At 67.4% G+C, this 22167-nt stretch carries 24 protein-coding genes; 22 read left to right on the top strand and 2 right to left on the bottom strand.

Annotated features, from left to right (window positions below; all coding sequences use genetic code 11):
• Window positions 1–307: 307 nt before the first annotated feature.
• On the bottom strand, window positions 308–1210 hold the full coding sequence (locus HWW87_RS19680; RefSeq protein ID WP_175821742.1) for a LysR substrate-binding domain-containing protein: 903 nt from the start codon (window positions 1208–1210) through the stop codon (window positions 308–310).
• 187 nt (window positions 1211–1397) lie between these two features.
• On the opposite strand from HWW87_RS19680, the gene HWW87_RS19675 reads away from it, so the two are divergent.
• The 5 genes from HWW87_RS19675 (at window position 1398) to HWW87_RS19655 (ending at window position 5899) form a co-directional block, all read left to right on the top strand.
• Window positions 1398–2543 (top strand): metallophosphoesterase, encoded by a 1146-nt coding sequence (locus HWW87_RS19675; RefSeq protein ID WP_175821741.1) that lies wholly within the window; start codon window positions 1398–1400, stop codon window positions 2541–2543.
• Between the two features lie 236 nt (window positions 2544–2779).
• Window positions 2780–3379 (top strand): alpha-ketoglutarate-dependent dioxygenase AlkB, encoded by a 600-nt coding sequence (locus HWW87_RS19670; RefSeq protein ID WP_175821740.1) that lies wholly within the window; start codon window positions 2780–2782, stop codon window positions 3377–3379.
• A 305-nt stretch (window positions 3380–3684) separates the two neighbouring features.
• A complete protein-coding gene (locus tag HWW87_RS19665) occupies window positions 3685–3891 on the top strand; it encodes a hypothetical protein (RefSeq protein WP_175821739.1) in 207 nt (68 codons plus the stop codon).
• Window positions 3892–4236: 345 nt separating this feature from the next.
• Window positions 4237–4716 carry a type 6 secretion system effector deamidase TecA gene (gene tecA / locus HWW87_RS19660; protein WP_175821738.1) on the top strand — a complete coding sequence of 160 codons (480 nt, stop codon included), beginning with the start codon at window positions 4237–4239 and terminating at the stop codon, window positions 4714–4716.
• Window positions 4717–5005: 289 nt separating this feature from the next.
• Window positions 5006–5899: an IclR family transcriptional regulator gene (locus HWW87_RS19655; protein WP_059836029.1), complete on the top strand. Its 894-nt coding sequence runs from the start codon at window positions 5006–5008 to the stop codon at window positions 5897–5899.
• 123 nt (window positions 5900–6022) lie between these two features.
• Here the strand turns inward: HWW87_RS19655 and HWW87_RS19650 are convergent, their stop codons facing one another.
• The gene (locus HWW87_RS19650) at window positions 6023–7102 is read right to left on the bottom strand and encodes a porin (protein ID WP_175821737.1); all 1080 of its coding nucleotides are present in this window, start codon (window positions 7100–7102) and stop codon (window positions 6023–6025) included.
• Window positions 7103–7221: 119 nt separating this feature from the next.
• Between HWW87_RS19650 and HWW87_RS19645 the strand changes: the two genes are divergently transcribed.
• From HWW87_RS19645 to HWW87_RS19565, 17 genes are all read left to right on the top strand, one after another.
• Window positions 7222–7554: a hypothetical protein gene (locus HWW87_RS19645; RefSeq protein ID WP_175821736.1), complete on the top strand. Its 333-nt coding sequence runs from the start codon at window positions 7222–7224 to the stop codon at window positions 7552–7554.
• The gene (locus HWW87_RS19640; RefSeq protein ID WP_174387903.1) at window positions 7547–7864 is read left to right on the top strand and encodes a non-heme iron oxygenase ferredoxin subunit; all 318 of its coding nucleotides are present in this window, start codon (window positions 7547–7549) and stop codon (window positions 7862–7864) included. The genes HWW87_RS19645 and HWW87_RS19640 overlap by 8 nt, the downstream gene beginning before the upstream one ends.
• A gap of 1 nt (window position 7865) precedes the next feature.
• Window positions 7866–8177, top strand: coding sequence for a recombinase-like helix-turn-helix domain-containing protein (locus HWW87_RS19635; protein WP_175821735.1), 312 nt, complete (start codon window positions 7866–7868; stop codon window positions 8175–8177).
• Between the two features lie 60 nt (window positions 8178–8237).
• On the top strand, window positions 8238–9308 hold the full coding sequence (locus HWW87_RS19630; protein WP_175821734.1) for an aromatic ring-hydroxylating dioxygenase subunit alpha: 1071 nt from the start codon (window positions 8238–8240) through the stop codon (window positions 9306–9308).
• Complete coding sequence (locus HWW87_RS19625; RefSeq protein WP_175821733.1) at window positions 9301–10071, top strand: SDR family oxidoreductase; 771 nt, start codon at window positions 9301–9303, stop codon at window positions 10069–10071. The genes HWW87_RS19630 and HWW87_RS19625 overlap by 8 nt, the downstream gene beginning before the upstream one ends.
• 34 nt (window positions 10072–10105) lie before the next feature.
• Window positions 10106–10633, top strand: a complete 528-nt coding sequence (locus tag HWW87_RS19620; protein ID WP_031399108.1) for a cupin domain-containing protein — start codon at window positions 10106–10108, stop codon at window positions 10631–10633.
• A gap of 18 nt (window positions 10634–10651) precedes the next feature.
• Entirely contained in the window at window positions 10652–11563 is a 912-nt protein-coding gene (locus HWW87_RS19615; RefSeq protein WP_175821732.1) for an alpha/beta fold hydrolase, read from the top strand.
• A complete protein-coding gene (locus HWW87_RS19610; RefSeq protein ID WP_175821731.1) occupies window positions 11560–12417 on the top strand; it encodes an IclR family transcriptional regulator in 858 nt (285 codons plus the stop codon). The genes HWW87_RS19615 and HWW87_RS19610 overlap by 4 nt, the downstream gene beginning before the upstream one ends.
• Window positions 12414–13211, top strand: coding sequence for an SDR family oxidoreductase (locus tag HWW87_RS19605; protein ID WP_175821730.1), 798 nt, complete (start codon window positions 12414–12416; stop codon window positions 13209–13211). The genes HWW87_RS19610 and HWW87_RS19605 overlap by 4 nt, the downstream gene beginning before the upstream one ends.
• Window positions 13204–14871 (top strand): thiamine pyrophosphate-binding protein, encoded by a 1668-nt coding sequence (locus HWW87_RS19600; RefSeq protein ID WP_174387910.1) that lies wholly within the window; start codon window positions 13204–13206, stop codon window positions 14869–14871. Before HWW87_RS19605 ends, HWW87_RS19600 begins: the two co-directional genes overlap by 8 nt.
• Window positions 14864–15679, top strand: coding sequence for an aspartate dehydrogenase (locus tag HWW87_RS19595; protein WP_175821729.1), 816 nt, complete (start codon window positions 14864–14866; stop codon window positions 15677–15679). Before HWW87_RS19600 ends, HWW87_RS19595 begins: the two co-directional genes overlap by 8 nt.
• A gap of 72 nt (window positions 15680–15751) precedes the next feature.
• Window positions 15752–17242, top strand: a complete 1491-nt coding sequence (locus HWW87_RS19590; protein ID WP_175821728.1) for an aldehyde dehydrogenase — start codon at window positions 15752–15754, stop codon at window positions 17240–17242.
• 18 nt (window positions 17243–17260) lie between these two features.
• On the top strand, window positions 17261–18223 hold the full coding sequence (locus HWW87_RS19585) for a VOC family protein (protein WP_174387913.1): 963 nt from the start codon (window positions 17261–17263) through the stop codon (window positions 18221–18223).
• Entirely contained in the window at window positions 18220–19464 is a 1245-nt protein-coding gene (locus HWW87_RS19580) for an FAD-dependent oxidoreductase (protein ID WP_175821727.1), read from the top strand. Before HWW87_RS19585 ends, HWW87_RS19580 begins: the two co-directional genes overlap by 4 nt.
• Before the next feature lie 37 nt (window positions 19465–19501).
• Window positions 19502–20902 (top strand): MFS transporter, encoded by a 1401-nt coding sequence (locus HWW87_RS19575; RefSeq protein WP_175821726.1) that lies wholly within the window; start codon window positions 19502–19504, stop codon window positions 20900–20902.
• A gap of 173 nt (window positions 20903–21075) precedes the next feature.
• Entirely contained in the window at window positions 21076–21627 is a 552-nt protein-coding gene (locus HWW87_RS19570) for a GNAT family N-acetyltransferase (RefSeq protein WP_175821725.1), read from the top strand.
• Between the two features lie 74 nt (window positions 21628–21701).
• Complete coding sequence (locus tag HWW87_RS19565) at window positions 21702–22115, top strand: PPC domain-containing DNA-binding protein (protein ID WP_175821724.1); 414 nt, start codon at window positions 21702–21704, stop codon at window positions 22113–22115.
• Window positions 22116–22167: the final 52 nt, after the last annotated feature.

The following is a 22167-nucleotide window of genomic DNA, read 5'->3' as shown; positions in this document are numbered from 1 at the left end:
GACGACGATTCCAGGATACGGAGCCGATCATAAATCAGCGCGATGCGGATCGCTAGCGATCCGGCACGCGTTCGCGGCGCGGGCCGAGGCTGGCCGCGGCCGCGCCGCCGGTCACGCCGGACGGCCCGGCCGTGCGAGTCGGCAGCGATGGCCGGAGCGCCGCGATTCTGCCAGCACCCGCTCGCGTAGGGTTGCTAACGGACTGTAAAGGATCGTCAGACGAAATCACGCAGCGGATTTTGCCATGCCGACGCTGTGGAATCGGCACGCAAATCTCGGATTGCCGCTCGAACGCATGCGAATCCGATCAGTCCGGCTGCCCGCACGCATCCTCGACGAGCAGGTCGACGAGATCGCGTGCGAAGCGCGGCAGCGCATCGAGATCGGCGACGCAGATCTGCAACTGGCGCTCGGCCCAGTCGTCCTCGAGCGCGACGAGGCGCAGCGCCATCGTCTTCGCATGACGGCGCGCGGTGCCTTCGGGCAGCACGCCGACGCCGACGTTCGCCTCGATCATCCGGCAGGCCGTCTCGAAGTTGCTGACCTGGATGCGCCAGCGCAGCGCGCGCTGCACGTCGGCGGCCGCGCGTTTCAGGAAGGCGTGGATCGCGCTCGCCTCGGGCAGGCCGATGAAGTCGTGGTCGAGCGTCGCGACGAACGGCGTCGATGACAGACCGGCGAGCGGGTGGCCGAGCGCGGTCGCGAGCACGAGGCGGTCGCGCCGGTATGGCATCGCCTGCAGCCCGTCGGTGCGCACGTCGCCGGCGACGATGCCGATGTCGATCATGCCTTCCTGCACCGCGCGCACGATGTCGGGGCTCAGCCGCTCCTGCATGTCGATCGTCACGTCCGGATGATCGACGAGATAGTGGCGCAGCACGCCCGGCAGGAACTCGCTCATCGCCGTGGTGTTCGCGAACACGCGCACGTGGCCTTTCACACCCGACGCATATTCCTGCAGGTCGCCGGTCAGCTGCTCGAGCTGGCGCAGCACGCGGCGCGCATGCGCGAGCAGCGTGTTGCCCGGCGCGGTCAGCGTGACGCCCTGGCTCGTGCGGCTCAGCAGTTTCACGCCGACCTGCTCCTCGAGGTGCTTGATGCGCGTGCTGGCGGCCGGCACCGACAGGTGCGCGCGTTTGGCGCCGCGCGTCAGGCTGTTCGCTTCCGCGATATGCGTGAAAAGTTTGAGGTCGACGAGATCGAAGCGCATGGACGTGGCGGCGGGAGGATGGCCGATTATCGCGCGAAGCCGCACGGCGCTGCACCGCCGGCCGCGACCCGTCGTCGCGGTCGGGATCTGTGTACCATCGTGCGTATGGCACGACGCGCGGCGCCGGGCATCATGGCCCGTGCGACGCGCGTCGCGGAAGCGGTAGTGCAACGAAGGTGAACGTTCCATGCGAAGTTTCTTTGTCCGGTTCATTGCAATCGGCGTGCTGTTCCATCTGTACGTCGGGATGCGGATCATTCCCGATGCGTTCGCGTCGCCGCTCGCGCGCACGATCGCGGCGCTCGTGCTGGCGAGTTTCGTCATCTTGATTCCGGTCGGCATGTTCTCGCGCCGCTTCGACGAAGGGTGGGCGGCGACGCTGGTCGGCTGGGCCGGCGCGCTCGCGATGGGCTTCTTTTCGTCGCTGCTGGTGCTGACGTTCCTGCGTGAAATCGTGCTGCTCGGCGTGCTCGCGTGGCGGCATCTCGGGCATGACGGCGCGTGGAGCGGCGCCGCGCCCGACACGGCGCTCGGCGTGCTGGCGGCGGCGGTGCTTGCGACCGCGATCGGGTTCGTCGGCGCGCGCCGCACGGCGGCGGTCAAGCGGGTGTCGATTCCGGTCGCGGGGCTGCCGGCCGCGCTCGACGGGCTGACGATCGTGCAGCTGTCCGACATCCACGTCGGGCCGACGATCAAGCGGCCCTACATCGAACGGATCGTGCGCGCGGTCAATGCGCTCGACGCCGACCTGGTGGTCGTGACGGGCGACGTGGTGGACGGTTCGGTCAAGCGCCTGCGCGAACACACGGCGCCGCTCGGCGAGATGCGTTCGCGGCACGGCACCTTCCTCGTGACGGGCAACCACGAGTACTACGCGGGTGCGCATGCGTGGATCGACGAGTTTCGTCGTATCGGGCTGACGGTGCTGCTGAACGAGCACGTGCTGATCGAGCGCGGCGGCGCGCGGGCGGTGCTCGCGGGCGTGACCGACTTCACGGCGGGCGGATTCGATCCCGCCCATCGCAGCGACCCCGCGCAGGCGCTGGCGGGTGCGCCGCGCGACGTCGGCACGAAGATCCTGCTCGCGCACCAGCCGCGCAGCGCGGAAGCGGCGAACCGCGCGGGCTTCACCGTGCAGCTGTCGGGGCACACGCATGGCGGCCAGTTCCTGCCGTGGCCGCCGTTCGTGCGGTTGCAGCAGCCGGTGATCGGCGGGCTGAACCGCTTCGGCGACATGTGGCTGTATACCAGCCGAGGAACCGGCTACTGGGGGCCGCCGAACCGCTTCGGCGTGCCGTCGGAGATCACGCTGATCCGGCTGGCGCGCGGCTAGCGGGAGGCCGGAAGGCGGCTGTTGTTCGATGCGTGCGATAGCGTCGAAGCCGTCGCTTGGGGTGCGCGGGAACAGGGCGGCTCGCCGTGGCCGGGAATCGCGACCCGGTTGCGCTTCACCGCAGCGCACGGCGGTTTCCCTTGATCGTCGAATGACAGCGCATGGCGGCGCACGGCGCCGTTGGCTAGTATGCAGACATGCCTCGTTCGCTCCGTTCCTTGCCCGTTCCTGCCGACATGTCGACGTCCGATCTCTTCGCTGATACGCCCGTGCCCGACGTGGACTGGCACCCGGACTGGCTGGCGCCGCCCGCGGCCGACCGCGCGCTGGCCGCGCTGATCGACGAGGTCGCGTGGCGGCAGGACACGATTCGCACGCCGCGCGGACGCATTCCGTTGCCGCGGCTCACCGCATGGCAGGGCGAACCGGATGCCGTGTACGTGTACTCGGGTATCCGCAACGTGCCCGAGCCATGGACGCCGGCCGTGCTCGGGCTCAAGCATGCGGTCGAGACGACGTGCGGCGTGCGTTTCAACAGCGTGCTGCTCAATCGCTATCGCAACGGACTGGACAGCCTCGGCTGGCACGCGGACAACGAACCCGAACTCGGCGACGCGCCGGTGATCGCGTCGGTGAGCCTCGGCGCGATGCGCGTGTTCGATCTTCGTCATCGCGCGACCGGCGTCACGCATGCATACCGCCTCGTGCATGGCAGCCTGCTCGTGATGCGTGGACGCACGCAGGCCGAATGGCAGCACCGCGTGCCGAAGGCGCCGGGCGTACAGGGCGAACGCATCAACCTGACTTTCCGACGTGTGTCGATGGTGTCGGAATAGATCGCGCCCCGTTTCCTTGATCCACGAAAGATCCATGCAAGCAATCGGCCACGCGTGCGGCACGTTGCCGCATGAATGCGATGCCGGCGATCCGATGTGGCGCCGAGGCCCGTCCCGCAAGGATTTCAGGTAGATTCGATCGACCGGCCGGTTTCGATAGGTGAGTGAAACCTCTGATGGTGCGACGCAACAATTCTTGAATAAACTGTCGAATGACAGAAACGCGTCGGCATCCCGGCGCGACCTTTTCGACATGCCTCCGTGCGTTGCCGACGCAGCGCGCCACGGGGGCAGGAGCAAAACGCGTGACCGTACTCGACCCTTCCTTCGCACCCTCGCTGCACGTCTTCGAGCAAGACGGCGGATGGCAATGGGCGCTGACGGTGAAGCGGGCGACCGGCGTCGGCGTGAAAGTCGTGGCGTTCAGCCCGGAAGGCTTTCGCGGCGAAGCCGACGCATACGCCGCCGGCCAGCTCGCCCGCGCCGAATATGACGCCGCCGTGACGGCCTGACGCCGTCGCGGCGTCCCGCCCGAGGATCGCCTTCCTCTGTACCGCCCGTTGCGGGGCGGTGCTTTCCTGACTGCCTTTCATTTTCCGTTTTTTCGCTGGTCGCGAGATGCGACCTTCCACCGGCGTTTGCCGCGCCAAATGCTCCGTGCCCTTCGATGACCCAGCATCGCGCCGACGAGGCGATACGCGTCGCGAAGTCTGCGCGCGGGCTCACGACCTCTCGAGAAAGTACGAACCACATCTGGCGCCAGCGAGTCTGGAAAATGCCGAGCGATATCGTAATAAGATATGACGTTATCGCATCGGCGGGACGATGACGTCCCGCATTCCTGAAAGGAGCTATCCGTGCAACTGACCCAGTTAGGCGGGCATGTCGCCCAATCCGGCATCGCCGAACGGCAAAAACACGCGCAGGCGCTGATGTTCGGGATGGCGAACATCGACGAGTACATGTCCGGCGGCGTCTGCTACGACGCCGCGGCGTATGTCCGGTATCTGCTGCGCGCCGACGCGATGATCGCGCCCGCCGCGCTGCTCGATACGATCGGCCAGTCGTGGAAGACGCGCTTCAACTTCGAGACCGGCGATCAGTGGGACGGGCGCGCGAGCATTCCGGCGGGCACCGCGGTGGGCTTCGCCCGCGGCGCCAATGTCTTTCACGCCGCGATCGCCGTCGGCGGCACCCGGATCCGCGGGATCAACGGCGGCCTGCTGGGCGCCGGATGGCTGCATCCGGTCGATCTGGCACGCGTGCTGCAGCCGGATCCGGCCGGCGGCTTTACGTACGATCGCACGACCATTCGCGTCTATCTGTCGCGTCTGTAGGCTGTCCGGCGTTAAATTTCACGCTGTCTCCCCCGCCAGCCGATGGCGGCCGCGCCCAAGCGCCGCGCGGCCGCCTGCCCGCCGTTCGGCGATATCCGCATGGCGTCGCGCCGTCCAACGCTGCTATCCTCTCGACCTTGAATGACGCGTCATGGGGGCGTGGACGCGCATGCTGCATCGCGGCGCCGCGCGCCGGTGCGAGCCCACGCGCGCACTGAGGTAGCATGACTGAATATCCACGACGATCGATGACCTGTTTCGTGACCGACTTCCTTCCGTCCATGTCCACATGGTCAAGACAACGATGAGCGATGCACCTGATCCGGCGGCGCCCGGCGACGACGAGCCGTCGGGCGGCGCTTCGTCCTATCTGGTGCCGGGGCTCGAACGCGGGCTGCGGATCCTCGCCGAATTCTCCGCGCGCGAGCCTGTGCTCGGCGCGCCCGAGTTGTCGAAACGCATCGGCATTCCGCGCACGACCACGTTCCGCCTGCTGCAGACGCTCGAGGCGCTCGGTTTCCTCGAACGCGTGAACGGCGACCGCTATTTCCGGCTCGGCGTCGGCGTGCTGCGGCTCGGCTTCGAATACCTGAATTCGCTCGAACTGACCGATCTCGGCGCGCCTGTGCTCGAACGGCTGCGCGATTCGACCGGCCTGTCGACGCACCTGCTGATCCGCGACCAGCGTGACGTGGTGTTCGTCGCGAAGGCGCAGAGCAATGCGTCGATGTTCGGTTCGGTGAAGGTGCACGTCGGCACGCGCCTGCCCGCGCATGCGACGGTGCACGGCCACGTGCTGATGGGCGACCTGACGCGCGATGCGTTGCGGCAGCTCTATCCGGAGAAGAAACTCGAACAGTTCACCGAGCGCACGCCCGGCACCGTCGACGAACTGTACGAACGCGTGCGGCATTACGCACGGCTCGGCTATGCGGTCAGCGAGGCGGCGTTCGAGAGCGGCATTTCGGCCGTGACCGCACCCGTGCGCGATCATTCGGGCTCGATCGTCGCGGCGATCACCGCGACGGTGCCGCGCTCGGAGATCGGCGACGCCGGCGAGAAGGAGCGGCTCGTCGAAGCCGTGTGCGGCGCGGCGGTCGACCTGTCGCAACGGCTGAACTATCGGCCGCTCGAAAGCGACCCGACGTTCGCGCATGCGCGCCATCGCGTCGCGATGTTCTGATCCGTCGAACGCGCCGCATCGTGCGGCTTCGCCGATCGCCGGCAACCCGTCGCCAATGAGAAAAGAGCAGCCCGCGGGCTGCTCTTTTCGTTTCCGGCATCGGGCTATGGCGCTCGCCGTCGCTCAGAACGAGTGATGAATACCGGTCAGCACGATCACCTGGTTCGCGGTGCTCGACGTGCCGGCCGTGAAGAACGCGGCCTTTGCGCCTCCCGAACCGTGTTCGTAAAGCACGTTCGCATACAGCTGCGTGCGCTTCGACAACGCGTAGATGTCGCCGAGTTCGACCTGCGTCCAGCGGCGGCCGGCCAGCGTCGTGGTCGCCGCGCCGCCCGCGATCGTGTTGAACGCGCTGCTGCGGTAGTTCACGCCCGCGTCGTAGCTCTGGAACGTGTCGGAAAACCCGTTCGACTGCATCTTCACGCGCGTGTAGAGGCCGTGCACGAGGAAGTCGCCGATCTGGTACGACGCGCCCGCGCCGATGTTCTCGACCTTGTTCGCGAGGTAGCCGTTCGCGGTGTTTTGCCCCTGGAACGACGTGATGCCGGCCTGGCTGATCAGGATCGAGCGGTCGTGCTCGTTCGAGTAGACGGCCGACGCCTTGAACGGCCCGTTCGCATAGTTCAGCGCGACGCCGACCGATTTGCCGGTCGAGAAGTTCGTCGTGTTGCCGAGCGCGAGCGTCGCCGCGGCCGAGAAGCCCGCGAAGCTCGGTGAACGGTACTTGACCGCGTTGTTGTACGGCACGTTGCCGGTCGCGGCGAGCCCGTCGATGTTGCCCGGGTGGAACGCATACCAGCTCATCGCGAGGTACGCGGTGCTGAGCGGATCGAGATAGTCGAACGCCAGCGGCGTCTGGCGGCCGAGCGTCAGCGTGCCGTAACGATCCGAACCGAGGCCGACGAACGCCGCGCGGTTCCAGATCGTGTTCGCGGTCGCGAACTGGCCGTTGTTCGTATAGAAGCCGTTTTCCAGCTGGAAGATTGCCGACAGCCCGCTGCCGAGATCTTCCTTGCCCTTCAGGCCCCAGCGATCGGGCTGCGTATTGCCCTGGATCATCGCCCACTTCGCGTGGCCGCCGACGTTGTTCACGTACGCGACACCCGCATCCAGGCTGCCGTACAGCACCACGCTGCTCTGCGCCCACGCGCCCGACGCGGCGCCCATTCCGATGACTGCCGCTGCTACCGCATGCTTGACCATTTTGTCTCCTGACTCTCCAACCTGATGAAAACGTGTTGTGACGGCTTGCGCGGGGACGGCCGGCCGTCGCGCACGTTCATCACCGAGCGGGCATTCGTGTGTTCCATATAAGGAACAACGTGCCTCTGATGGAATGGAGTATAGAGGCGTCGCGCGCGTGGTCAAAAATAAATTTATCGGGCCGGATGGGGCGCTCGATGATCCGCAACAAGGGTTCGAGAATCCAGAAAAACAGACTTAAATCCCCGCAGGAAAACAAAAAATTACATTCGACGAGAGCGGCGGCGGCGATCGTCGACCTGCTGGTCGGTGTTTTCCCTAGGACATGCAGCTTTTTGTTTTACTCGTGGAAAGTCACTTCTATAATCACCATCCATAAACTGCTGTTCCGGATATGGAACAAATCGGAGCAGGCCGAAAGTCGATCAGAAGGAAGGGTGCGAGATGTCTGAACAATGGGTTTGCGCCGGTCATGCCGGCGCGCTGTCGGAAGACACGCCGATCGAGTTCAAGCGGACCGACGGCGTGGAAATCGGGATCTACCGCGTCGGCGACGACGTGTATGCGCTCGAGAACGTGTGCCCGCATGCGTACGCGCTGCTGACGCAGGGGTTCGTCGACGAAGGCACGGTCGAATGCCCGCTGCACGAGGCCGTGTTCGACATCAAGACGGGCGAATGCCTGAAGGGGCCGGGCGGACGTGCGCTGAAGCAGTACGCGGTGCGCCTGGCCGGCGAGGAAATCCAAGTAAAGGTGGAATGACATGAAAGAAGCGACCGTCAACTTCAATCCCTTCCTGAAGCCGTGGGTGGCACCGCAGCCGAACAACATCGCGGGCAAGGGGCAGATCGAGATCCCCGGCCAGGCCGAGAACCAGGTCTGGCAGAACCGCAAGGCCGAACCGACCCATTACGAGAACGACCTCGGCGATGCGCTCGAACGCGTGTTCGAGAGCGGCGCGACCGAGCTGAACGATGTCGTCGCGGGCCTGAACCGCATCGGCTTCCGCGCGCCGGACGGCACGGTTTGGACACCTGAGCGTTTCCGCGCCGAAATGGCCTCGCTGGCGGAATGAGCGCGCCGACCGCGCCGCGCGCCTGAGCGCCGACCCGACAACCGCATCCGGAGCACACTGATGACGTCCCCTGTACAACACGAAGCCCAACACGACCCGGTCCGCGACTATCTCGATCGCGGCATCAAGAACTACTGGTATCCCGTCGCGCCGAGCTGGCAGGTGTCGAACGCACCCGTCGGCCTCACGCGCCTGTCCGAGCAGATCGTGCTGTGGCGCGATCACGACGGCAAAGTCCATGCGCTGGAAGATCGCTGCCCGCATCGCGGCGCGCGCCTGTCGCTCGGCTGGAATCTCGGCGGCAACATCGCGTGCTGGTATCACGGCATCGAGATCGACGGCGGCGGCACGGTCAACCGTGTACCGGCCGTGTCGAACTGTCCGCTCGAAGGCACGACTTGCGTGAAGTCGTATCCGGTCGAAGAGAAGGCCGGCGCGATCTTCCTGTGGTTCGGCGACGAAGCGCACGGCGAGCCGGCGCCGCTGAACCTGCCGGAAGAACTGGTCGCCGACGAGTACGGCCACTTCCTGTGCGTGTCGAACTGGACGTGCAATTACCAGTACGCGATCGACAACGTGATGGACCCGATGCACGGCGCATATCTGCACGCGACGTCGCACTCGATGGCCGAAGGCGACAAGCAGGCCGACATGCGCGTGCGCAAGACGGAAACGGGCCTGATGTTCGAGAAGGTCGGCCAGCGCGACGTGAACTTCGACTGGGTCGAACTCGGCGAAACCGGCTGCCTGTGGATGCGCCTCGCGATTCCGTACAAGCAGAAGTTCGGCCCGGGCGGCAACTTCGGGATCATCGGCTTCGCGACGCCGGTCGACGGCGACCACTGCCAGGTCTACTTCTGGCGTACCCGCAAGGTCAGCGGCTGGCAGCGCGACGTGTGGCGCTTCATGTACCGAAACCGTCTCGAAGGCCTGCACTGGGACGTGCTCGAGCAGGACCGCTACGTCCTCGAAAGCCTCGCGCCGCATGCGCGCGATCACGAATACCTGTACCAGCACGACGTCGGCATCACGCGCGTGCGCCGGATGTTGCGCCAGCGTGCGCAGGAGCACCTGTCCGCGCTCGACGCGCATCGCGCGGCGCATGCCGCTTCGGAGCCCGCGAATGGCTGAGTTCGCTCCGGTCGTGGCGCTGCCCGGTCGCCGCGTGCTCGTCACGGGCGGCGCGCGCGGTCTCGGCGCCGCCTTCGTGAAGGCGCTGGTCGAAGCAGGCGCGCAGGTCGCGTTCGGCGACGTGCTCGCGGAAGAGGGCCACGCGCTGGCCGTGCAGCTCGCGCAAGCCGGCCACACCGCGCATTTCTTCGCACTCGATCTCGCCGATCCGGCCAGCATCGACGCGTTCGTCGCGCAGGGCGCGGCGGCGCTCGGCGGTATCGACGCGCTGATCAACAACGCGGCGATCACGAACTCGGGCGGCAAGCTGTCGACGGAGCTCGACGTGTCGACCTGGGACGCCGTGATGAACGTGAACGTGCGCGGCGTGTGGCTCGTCAGCAATGCGGCGTTGCCGCACCTTGCGCAGTCGGGCCGCGGCGCGATCGTGAACCTTGCGTCGGACACCGCGCTGTGGGGCGCGCCGAAGCTGCTCGCGTACGTCGCGAGCAAGGGCGCGGTGATCGCGATGACGCATGCGCAGGCGCGCGAGTTCGGCGCGCACGGCGTGACGGTCAACGCGATCGCGCCGGGGCTGACCGAAGTCGAGGCGACCGCCTACGTACCGGCCGAGCGTCACGCGTTCTACATGGAGGGCCGTGCGCTGACGCGCGCGCAGGTGCCCGAGGATGTGACGGGCCCGGTGCTGTTCCTGCTGTCGGACGGCGCGCGCTTCGTGACGGGCCAACTGCTGCCGGTCAACGGCGGCTTCGTAATGAACTGAATTGAAGTTTTCACTCTGAATGAAGGAGAGGACGATGGCGGATGCAGATCTCGAACGCAAGTCGTGGGACCAGCCGGAAGACGCAAGCTTCGGCGACTGGATGGAAGGGCGCGTCGCGCGCTACGCGACGCGGCGCTACGACTGGGACGCGCTGAAGTTCCAGGCCGACTACGACCCGAAGTACCGCCGTGCGCAGATGCGCTACGTCGGCACGGGCGGCACGGGCGTCGCGAAGGACGTCAACACGGTGCCGGCCGGCAACTTCACGTTCTCGACGATGGTGATCCCGGCCGGCAACATCGGCCCGAGCCACATCCATATCGACGTCGAGGAAATCTTCTTCGTGCTGCGCGGCAAGATGAAGGTGATCTGCGAGCGCGACGGCGAGACCTGGGAAGCGATCCTCGGCGAGCGCGACCTGATCTCGGTGCCGCCGGGCGTGTATCGCACGGAAATCAACATCGGCGAGGAAGACGCGCTGATGTGCGTGATGCTCGGTTCGTCGAAGCCGATCACGCCGACGTATCCGCCCGATTCGCCGCTCGCGAAGATCAAGCGTTGAGACGGAGCGGGTAAAGCAATGAGTGTCATCGACAAACGTGAACGCGGCCGCACCGCGGCGTTCGCCGCGCTGCTCGCGCAGTTTCCCGAGCAGCGTTGCGAAGCCGGCGCGGCGGGCACGATCGGCTACCGTGAGGCTGGCGCAGGCGAAGCCGGCGCGCATCATGCGGGCCGCACGCTGCCCGTCGTGCTGCTGCACGGGATCGGCTCGGGCGCCGCATCGTGGGTCCGCCAGCTCGACACGCTCGGCGCATCGCGCCGCGTGCTTGCGTGGGATGCGCCCGGTTACGGCGTGTCGACGCCCGTGCACGGCGCGTCGCCGGCCGCCGCCGATTACGCGGCGTCGCTGAACGCGTGGCTCGAGGCACTCGGCATCGAACGCTGCGTGCTGGTCGGTCATTCGCTCGGCGCGATCATCGCGGGTGGGCTGGCCCGCATGATGCCCGCGCGCATTGCCGGCCTGCTGCTGATCTCGCCCGCGGGCGGCTACGGCAGCGCACCGGCCGAAACGCGCGACACGCGCCGCGACGCGCGGCTCGCGATGCTCGCGGAACTCGGCCCGGCCGGGCTCGCCGAGCAGCGCAGCGGCAACATGCTGTCGGGGTTCGCGAACGAGGAGGCACGGGCGTGGGTGCGCTGGAACATGGCGCGCATCGTGCCGGCCGGTTATGCGCAGGCCACGCATCTGCTCGCGAACGCCGATCTTGCATCGGATCTCGCCGGTTTTAGGGGCCGCACGGCGGTGGCGGTCGGCGCGAACGATGCGATCACGCCGCCGGCTGCTTGCGAGCGGATCGCCGCGGTCGCGCACGTCGGGCTGCAGGTGATTCCGCAGGCGGGGCATGCGGGTTATGTGGAAGCGCCGGCCGCTTATTCCGCGCTGATCGACAGTTTCTGTCGCCAATGCGATCAACAGCGGGGGCTGGTATGAGCGAACCGTTGCAACAGCAGGACGCAGACAACGCGAAGGCCGAAGCCAGCTACGTGGTGCCGGGCCTCGAGCGCGGGCTGCGCATCCTCGCCGAATTCTCGCCGCGCGAGCCCGTGCTCGGCGCGCCCGAGTTGTCGAAGCGGCTCGGCATTCCGCGCACGACGGTGTTCCGCCTGCTGCAGACGCTCGAATCGCTCGGCTTTCTCGAGCGCGCGGACAAGGATCGCAACTACAAGCTCGGCATTGCCGTGCTGCGGCTCGGCTTCGAATACCTGAGCTCGCTGGAACTGACCGATCTCGGCCTGCCGGTGATCGAGAGCCTGCGCGACGCGACCGGCTTCACGACGCACATCGTGATCCGCGACGGCCGCGACGTGGTGTTCGTCGCGAAGGCGCAGAGCCAGTCGCCGGTGTTCAGCTCGATCCGCGTGAACGTCGGCACGCGGCTGCCCGCCTATGCGACGACCCACGGCCACGTGCTGATGGGCGACCTGTCGCTGAAGGAGCTGCATGCGCTGTATCCGGAAGGCGCGCTGAACCGGATGACGAGCGCGACGCCGGAAACGGTCGACGCGCTGTACGACGTGATCCGCGAGGATGCGCTGCGCGGCTACGGCGTCAGCAATTCGTCGTTCGAGCGCGGGATCTCGGTCGTCACGGCGCCGGTGCGCAACGAGACGCAGCGGATCGTCGCGTGCATCACGGTGACGGTGCCGCGCCCGGAGATCGATGCGGCGCTGATCGCGGACGGGCTGATCGACAAGGTGCAGCGCGCAGCGGCGGAATTGTCGCGGCGGCTCAATTACCGCTCGGATGACGAGCACACGTTTATGAAGGCGTTAGGACTCCGATGATTGAGATCGATCTGACCGGGCAGGTGGCGGTGGTGACGGGCGGCTCGTCCGGCATTGGCCTCGCGACGGCCGAACGGTTCCTGCAGGCCGGCGCGTCGGTCGCGATCTGCGGCCGCGACGGCGACCGCCTCGCACGCGCCGAAGCGATGCTGCGCGACAAGTACGCAGGCGCACAACTGCTGGCCGCGCGCTGCAACGTGCTCGACGAAGCCGACTTGACCGCATTCGCGCAAGCCGTGTCCGACCGCTTCGGCCGCGCCGACATGCTCGTCAACAACGCCGGCCAGGGCCGCGTGTCGACCTTCGCCGACACGACCGACGACGCATGGCGCGACGAGCTCGAACTGAAGTACTTCAGCATCATCCGCCCGACGCGCGCGTTCCTGCCGCTGCTGCGCGACGCGCAGGCGCCGACGATCACCTGCGTGAACTCGCTGCTCGCGCTGCAGCCGGAGCCGCACATGGTCGCGACGTCGTCGGCGCGTGCCGGCGTGCTGAGCCTCGTGAAGTCGCTCGCAACCGAACTGGCGCCGCAGCGGATCCGCGTGAACTCGATCCTGATCGGCATCGTCGAGTCGGGGCAGTGGCGTCGCCGCTACGAAGCGCAGGCGCAGGCCGGCGAAAGCTGGGAGGACTGGGCGGGCGCGCTCGCCCGCAAGAAGAACATTCCGCTGAATCGCTTCGGCAAGCCCGACGAGGCCGCCTGGGCACTTTTTTATCTCGCAACCCATCTGTCGTCCTACACGACGGGCAGCCATATCGACGTTTCTGGAGGCTTTGCACGCCATGTCTGAAAAAACCACGGTTGGCGAGCTGATTGCCGCCTTTCTCGAGCAGTGCGGCGTGAAAACCGCATTCGGTGTCATCTCGATCCACAACATGCCGATCCTCGACGCGATCAACTCGCGCGGCAACATCCGGTATGTCGGTGCACGCGGTGAAGCGGGTGCGCTGAACATGGCCGACGGGCTGGCCCGCGTGTCGGGCGGCCTCGGCGTCGCGTTCACGAGCACGGGCACGGCGGCGGGCAATGCGGCCGGCGCGATGGTCGAGGCGCTGACGGCCGGCACCGCGCTGCTGCACATCACCGGGCAGATCGAGACGCCGTACCTCGACCAGGATCTCGCGTACATCCACGAAGCGCCCGACCAGTTGTCGATGCTCGACTCGATCTCGAAGGCCGCGTTCCGCGTACGCACCGTCGAAACCGTGCTGCCGACGATCCGCGAAGCCGTGCGCATCGCGCAGACCGCGCCGACGGGCCCCGTGTCCGTCGAGATTCCGATCGACATCCAGGCGGCCGAAATCGAATGGCCGGAAGACCTCGCACCGGCACACGTCGCGGTGTGCGAGCACGACGAAGCACGCGTCGCGAAGCTCGCCGACGCACTCGCGGCCAAGCGCCGCCCGCTGCTGTGGCTCGGCGGCGGCGCGCGTCATGCCCGCGCGGAAGTCGAACGCCTGGTGAAGCTCGGCTTCGGCGTCGTGACGAGCGTGCAGGGCCGCGGCGTGCTGCCCGAGGATCATCCGGCGACGCTCGGCGCGTTCAACGTGCACGCGTCGGTCGAGGCGTTCTACAAGACCTGCGACGCACTCGTCGTGGTCGGCTCGCGCCTGCGCGGCAACGAAACGCTGAAATACAAGCTCGCGCTGCCGCAGCCGCTGTTCCGCGTCGATGCCGATGCGCTCGCCGACAACCGCGGCTATCGCAACGCGCTGTTCGTGCATGGCGATTCGAAGCGCGTGCTGGCCGAGCTGGCCGACCGTCTCGAAGGCCGCCTGTCGGTCGATCCGCAATTCGCCGCCGACCTCGCGGCGGCCCGCGAGGACGCGGTGGCCGACGTGGCGAAGGGCCTCGGGCCGTACAAGAAGCTCGTCGACACGCTGCAGGGTGCCGTCGGCCGCGACTACAACTGGGTGCGCGATGTGACGATCTCGAACAGCACGTGGGGCAACCGCCTGCTGAAGATCTTCGAGCCGCGCTCGGGCGTGCATGCGCTCGGCGGCGGCATCGGCCAGGGTATCCAGATGGGCATCGGCGCGGCGCTCGCGGGCGCGGCGGCGAAGACGGTGTGCCTGGTCGGCGACGGCGGCCTGATGGTCAACGTCGGCGAGCTCGTGACGGCCGTGCAGGAAAACGCGAACGTGATGATCGTGCTGATGAACGACCAGTGCTACGGCGTGATCCGCAACATCCAGGACGCGCACTACGGCGGCCGCCGCTGTTTCGTGCAGCTGCATCAGCCCGATTTCGCGCAGTTCTGCGCGAGCTTCGGCCTCACGCACTACCGGATCACGTCGCTCGACCAGGCCGAAGCGATCGTGCGCGAAGGGATCGCGAAGGAGGGGCCGGTGATGGTCGAGGTCGACATGCTGTCGGTCGGCTCGTTCGCGTCGGCATTCGCGGGCCCGCCGGTGAAGAAGGAAGCGCCGACGGAGCGCCAGTATGCGTAACACGCACGCCCCCATCGACGTCGCGATGATCGGCTTCGGCGCGATCGGCGCGGCCGTGTACCGCGCGGTCGAGCACGATGCGTCGCTGCGCGTCGCGCACGTGATCGTACCGGAACACCAGCGCGCGGCGGTGCAAAGCGTGCTCGGCGGCGCGGTGGAGGTCGTGTCGTCGGTCGACGCGCTGGCCCGCCGCCCCGAGTTCGCGCTCGAATGCGCGGGCCACGGCGCGCTCGTCGATCACGTCGTGCCGCTGCTGAAGGCCGGCACCGACTGCGCGGTCGCGTCGATCGGCGCGCTGTCCGATCTCGTGCTGCTCGACATGCTGTCGCAAGCGGCCGATGAGGGCGGCACGACGGTGACGTTGCTGTCCGGCGCGATCGGCGGCATCGACGCGCTGGCGTCCGCGAAGCAGGGCGGCCTCGACGAAGTGCTGTACGTCGGCCGCAAGCCGCCGCTCGGCTGGCTCGGCACGCCGGCCGAGGAGCAGTGCGACCTGCGCGCGATGACCGAGGAAAAGGTGATCTTCGAAGGCACCGCGCGCGACGCCGCGCGGCTGTACCCGAAGAACGCGAACGTCGCGGCGACGGTTGCGCTCGCGGGCCTCGGCCTCGACGCGACGCACGTGCGCCTGATCGCCGATCCGGCGGTCGAGCGTAACGTGCACCGCATCACCGCGCGTGGCGCATTCGGCGAGATGTCGCTGGAAATGAGCGGCAAGCCGCTGCCCGACAACCCGAAGACGTCCGCGCTGACGGCGTACAGCGCGATCCGCGCGCTGCGCAACCGCGCGGCCTGCTGCGTGATCTGACCGGACCATCGAGCGTCCGACCGCGCCACGGCGAGGGCGGATGTGCAGAGACAGATTTGTGGGACTTGTGACATGACTCCTTTCGATACGAGCCTCGTACCCGACGGCAACATCCTGATCGGCGGCGAGTGGCGGCGCGGCCGTGGCGCGCCTTACACGAGCATCTATCCGGCCGACCAGTCGGTGAACATGGAAGTGTCGACGGCGAGCGCGGAAGACGCGGCAGACGCCGTCGTGGCGGCCGATGCCGCGTGGCGCCGCGCCGACTGGGCCGGCCTGAAGCCGCACCAGCGTTCGCAGGTGCTGTACCGCATCGCCGACCTGATCATGCAGCGCCATGAGGCGCTCGCCAACCTGCAGCGCCGCGACAACGGCAAGCCGATCGGCGAGACGCGCGTGCTGGTGGCCAGCGCGGCCAACACGTTCCGCTATTTCGCGGCGTGCCTCGAAACGCTCGACGAAGAGCTGACGCCGTCGCGTGGCGACTACCTGACGATGAGCGTGTACGAGCCGATTGGCGTGATCGCGGCGATCACGCCGTGGAATTCGCCGATCGCATCCGATGCGCAGAAGCTTGCGCCGGCGCTGGCCGGCGGCAACGCGGTGGTGCTCAAGCCGGCCGAAGTCACGCCGCTCGTGTCGCTCGCGCTGGCGCGCATCTGCGAGGAAGCCGGCGTGCCGAAGGGCGTGTTGAGCGTGCTGCCGGGCAAGGGCTCGGTGATCGGCGACGTGCTGGTGCGTCATCCGCTGGTGAAGAAGGTGTCGTTCACGGGCGGCACCGAAGTGGGCCGCGGCATCGCCCGCATCGCGGCCGAGAAGCTGATGCCCGTGTCGCTCGAACTCGGCGGCAAGTCGCCGACGATCGTGTGCGACGACGCCGATCTCGATCACGCGGTCAACGGCGTGCTGTACGGCATCTTCAGCTCGTCGGGCGAAGCATGCATCGCCGGTTCGCGGCTGTTCGTGCAGCGCGCGGTGTACGACGCATTCATGCAGCGGCTGGTGGCCGGCGCCCGCAAGCTGCGCGTGGGCGACCCGACGCGGCCCGACACGCAGATGGGCCCGCTGATCACCGCGAAGCATCGCGAGTCGGTCGAACGCTACGTCGCGCTCGGGCTGGAAGAAGGCGGCCGCCTGTTGTGCGGCGGCGAGCGGCCGTCGGGCGACGGGCGCGAGGACGGTTTCTTCTATCAGCCGACGATCCTCGAAGGCTTGCCGAACAGTGCGCGTATCTGTCAGGAAGAAATCTTCGGGCCGGTGCTGGTCGCGATGCCGTTCGACGACGAAGCGTCGCTGATCGCGCAGGCGAACGACAGCGTGTTCGGTCTCGCCGCCGGCATCTGGACGCGCGACTACAAGCGCGCGTGGCGCATCGCGCGCGCGCTCGAGACGGGCACCGTCTGGATCAACACGTACAAGCTGTTCTCGATCTCCACGCCGTTCTCGGGCTGGAAGGAGAGCGGGATGGGGCGCGAGAAGGGGCGTCTCGGCATCCGCGAGTACATGCAGCAAAAGAGCCTCTACTGGGGCTTGAACGACGCGCCGCTGCCGTGGGCGAACTGAGCGAAGGGGAATGACGCAATGAGCATCTTGGGAATCGAGCAGATCACGTACGGTGTCGACGATCTCGCCACCTGCCGGCGCTTTTTCGCCGACTGGGGGATGAAGGAAGTCGCGCACGACGACACGCGTGCGCGTTTCGAGACGCTGAACGGTTGCACCGTGCTGGTCGTGAAAGCCGACGATCCGTCGCTGCCGCCCGCATTCGAAGCGGGCCCGACGCTGCGGGAAGTCACGTGGGGCGTCGCGACGCAGGGCGAACTCGACGCGCTGCGCACGAAGCTGGCCGGCCAGCCCGGCTATTACGCGCAGGACGATGCGGTCGGCTGCATCGATCCGAACGGGATGGCGATTCGCATCGAAGTGACGCGCAAGCGCGCACTCGACATCACCGGCTCGCCGTCGAACGTGTGGGGCCAGACGCTGCGCGTCGACCAGCCGAGCCCGATCTATGCACGTGCGGAGCCGGTCGAGGTCGGGCATGTCGTGTTCTTCACGAACTGCCTCGACGCGCAGGAAAAGTTCTATCACGCGCTGCTCGGCTTCGAGACGTCAGACCGTTATCCGGGCCGCGGTGCGTTCATGCGTTGCGCGCCGCACGGCGGCCATCACGACCTGTTCCTGCTCGCGCTGCCGAATGGCAAACGCGGCCTGAACCACGTCGCGTTCACCGTGCGCGACATCCACGAAGTGTTCGGCGGCGGCATGCACATCGACCGCTGCGGCTGGGAAACGCAGCTCGGCCCGGGGCGTCACCCGGTGTCGTCCGCGTACTTCTGGTACTTCCAGAATCCGGCCGGCGCGCTGATCGAGTACTACGCGGATGAAGACGTGCTGACGCCCGAATGGCAGCCGCGCGAATTCGAGCCGGGCCCGACCGTGTTCGCCGAGTGGGCCGTCGACGGCGGCCTCGACGGCAATACGCGCCGGCAGAAGAACGCGAAGGCGCCGGAAGGCAAGTTCATGACGGAGCGGAAATCATGACCGAAGCGAATACGCCCGCGCAACCCGCGCCGAGCACGGTCGTCGTGATCGGCGGCGGCCAGGCCGCTGGCTGGGTGCTGAAGACGTTGCGCGCGGAAGGTTTCGCGGGCCGCCTCGTGATGATCGCCGACGAGCCGCACCTGCCGTACGAGCGCCCGCCGCTGTCGAAGGCCGTGCTGGCTGGCGACGCCGACATCGAAACCGTGCGCGTCGTGCGCTCCGACGAATTCGACGCGCTGAACGTCGAAGCGTGGCAGCCGGAACGCGCGGCCTCGATCGATCGCGCACGCCGCGTGGTGAAAACCGAAAGCGGCCGCCAGATCGAATACGACCGGCTCGTGATCGCGACCGGCGGCACGTCGCGCCGCTTGCCCGATGCGATCGTCAACACGCCGAACCTGCATTACCTGCGCACGCTCGACGAAGCGGCCGCGCTCGGCGAGAAGCTGCGCGCGAGCCGGCGCGTGCTCGTGATCGGCGGCGGCTGGATCGGCCTCGAGGTCGCGGCGACCGCGCGCAAGCTCGGCGTCGAAGCCGTCGTGGTCGAAGGCGCACCGCGGCTGTGCGGCCGCTCGGTGCCGCAGATCGTGTCCGACTTCCTGCTCGACCTGCATCGTTCGAACGGTGTCGACGTGCGGACGGGCGCGGCGCTCGCGTCGCTCGACCCGCAGCCGAACGACGCGTCGAAGGTGCGCGCGACGCTCGCCGACGGCACGACGATCGACGCCGATTTCGCGGTGGCCGGCATCGGTCTCGCGCTGAACGCGTCGCTCGCGAGCGATGCGGGGCTGGCGCTCGACGACGGCATCGTCGTCGACGAATACGGCGCGACCAGCGACCCGGCGATCTTCGCGTGCGGCGACGTCGCGAACCATCACAACGGCTGGCTGAAGCGGCGCGTGCGGCTCGAATCGTGGGCGAACGCGCAGAACCAGGCGATCGCGGCGGCGAAAGCCGTGCTCGGCGTGCGCGCACCGTACGCGGAGATTCCATGGTTCTGGTCCGATCAATACGACGTGAACCTGCAGATCCTCGGTGATCTGCCGGCCGATGCGCAGCTCGTCGTGCGCGGCGATCTCGCCGCGCGCCGCGCGACGCTGTTTTTCTTGGGCGATGGGCATGTGAGAGGTGTCATCGCCGTCAACAACGCACGCGAGCTGAAGCTCGCGCGCAAGTGGATGAACCAGGGCCGGGCAGTGGATACGGAAGCCCTGGCAGACACGACCCGAGCGCTTGCCTGACCGGCCCAACCGGAAAGAGATCCAGGAGACACCCCGCATGAGCACTTTCGACAACGTCGTGGCCGGCAGGGCCACGATGGAAGCTGCCGCCTCCACGCCCGGCGCGATCATCGCGCGGCTCGAGCGGCTTCCGGCCAACGCGATGCAGATCCGCGCACGCGTGCTGATCGGCACCGCGACGTTCTTCGACGGCTTCGACGTGATCACGATCGCGGCGACGCTGCCGCTGCTGATTCACAAATGGGGGCTGTCGCCGACACAGATCGGCATGCTGATCGCGTCCGGCGCGATCGGCCAGCTGATCGGCGCGTTCCTGTTTCCCGCGCTCGCGGAAAAGCATGGCCGCGTGAAGGCGATCGCGTGGAGTTCGGCGGTGATCGGCATCACGAGCATCGCGTGCGGGTTCGCGCCGACGTTCGAGGTGTTCGTGCTGCTGCGGATCCTGCAGGGGCTCGGGCTCGGCGGCGAGTTACCGGTTGCCGCGACGTACATCAACGAGATCACGCGCGCACATGGCCGCGGCCGCTTCGTGCTGCTGTACGAGATCGTGTTCCCGATCGGCCTGCTCGTGTCGATGGCGCTCGGCGCGTGGCTCGTGCCGCGCTTCGGCTGGGAGATCATGTACTTCGTCGGCGGGCTGCCGCTGATCCTGTCGCTCGTGCTCACGCGCCTCGTGCCGGAATCGCCGCGCTGGCTCGCGTCGCGTGGTCGGTTCGCGGAAGCCGGGCGCGCGGTCGGCGTGTTCGAAGGGTCGGTGCGCGGCGAGCTGCCGCCGGTCACGCAGGTGGCCGCGTTCGACGAGATGGTGCGCCAGCATCCGAAGCGCCGGATGAGCGACCTGTTCAGCGCCGCGTACCGCAAGCGCACGCTCGCGGTGGCGACGCTGTGGGCGACCTGCGGATTCATCCAGTACGGGCTGTCGACGTGGCTGCCGACGATCTACAAGAACTTCTATCACGCGCCGCTGCAGCTCGCGCTGAACCTCGCGGTGATCGGCTCGGTGATGGGCGTGCTCGGGTCGCTGGCCTCCGCGCTGCTGGTCGACAAGCTCGGCCGCAAGCCGGTGATCGTGTGGTCGTTCGTGCTGTGCGCGTTGTCGCTGGCGCTCGCCGGCATCTATCACGCGTCGTCGGTGTATGTGGTCGCGATCTTCTGCTCGCTGTCGCTCGGGCTGATGGCATCGGGTTTCATTACCGCGTACGTCTACACGCCGGAACAGTATCCGACGAGCATCCGCGCGTCCGGCTGCGGGCTCGGCAGCGCGTGGCTGAAGATCGCGTCGTTCGCCGCGCCGATGATCGTCCCGCACGCGATCATCGGCGGGAATCTCGCGCCGGCGTTCTACCTGATCGGCATCGTGCCGCTGATCGCGGCGCTGACCGTGCACTTCGTCGGGATCGAGACGAAGGGGAAGGTGCTGGAAGCGCTCGAGGCGTAAGCGTATTCCGCAGCGGTGGATGAAGTGAACGGAAAGGCCCGGGCGATGTGCGCCGGGTCTTTTTGTTTCGGGGCACTCCCGCAGTGGCGTGCAGGGTGCCGAGTGGTCGCGCGATTGTTGTCGCACGGCTCACGTGTTCTAATTCACGATCCCGATTTCGTCAGACGATTGCCATGCCCCTGTTCGAACCCGTCACGCTGACTACCTCCCGCCTCGTCCTGCGCCCGCTTCGCGAAGCAGATGCGCAGGCGTTCTTCGAGATCTGGTCGGATGCGGAAGCGATGCGCTATTTCTCATTCTCGCCGATGACGCAGATCGAGCAGGCGGCGGAGCGCGTCGCGCGCAACCTGAAGACGTCCGCGAGCGGGCAGGGCCTGATCTGCGTGCTCGAACTGCGGGAAACCGGTGAAGCGCTCGGCGAGTGCTCGCTGTTCCACGCGAACGAGCAGTGCCGGCGCGCCGAGATCGGCTTCAGCCTGCGGCGCACGTTCTGGCGCGGCGGATACATGCGCGAAGCGGCGTCGGCCGTGATCGAGCATGCATTCGGCACGCTGCGGCTGAACCGGATCGAGGCCGATATCGATCCGCGCAACGCCGCGTCGGCGCGGCTGCTCGAACGGCTCGGCTTCGTGCGGGAAGGGCTGCTGCGCGAACGCTGGATCGTCGGCGACGAAGTGTCGGACAGCGCGCTGTACGGGTTGCTGGCGAGCGATCGCGGCGCGTAAGTGGCCGACTTGCCGGATTCGCCGAGTGAACGTACGCTTGGTCGACACCACGATCGATCAACAGGTTCTCGACCATGCAAGCTCATCCTCTGCGTCTTTCCCCCGGCGACGATCTGCGCGGCGCGATCGAAGCAGCGTTGCGTCGCCACGATTTGCACGCGGCCTTCGTGATCCAGGGCATCGGCAGCCTGAGCGTCGCGCAGTTGCGCTTCGCCGGCGTCGACCAGCCGACCGAGCTGCGCGGCGACCTCGAAATCCTGACGCTGGCCGGCTCGGTGTCGCCGGACGGCGCGCATCTGCATATGTCGATCTCGGATGCAGCCGGCCGCGTGACGGGCGGCCATGTCGCGAGCGGCTGCGTGGTGCGCACGACGGCCGAGATCCTGCTCGCGCTGCTGCCCGCGCATCGTTTCTCGCGCGAACCCGATGCAGGCACCGGCTTCAACGAACTGGTGATCCGTCGCGAGCCGGGCGGCGACGTCGCATGAGTGTCGCGTAGCGGCGCTAGAATCGCCGGTCATCGAAGACCTTCCCGTTACC

Origin of the sequence: Burkholderia sp. BCC0419, from assembly GCF_902830285.1 — a bacterium.
In the GTDB taxonomy this organism is placed as follows: domain Bacteria; phylum Pseudomonadota; class Gammaproteobacteria; order Burkholderiales; family Burkholderiaceae; genus Burkholderia.
Note: the sequence above shows the minus strand (reverse complement) of the source record. Positions and strands in the feature narration are given on the sequence as shown.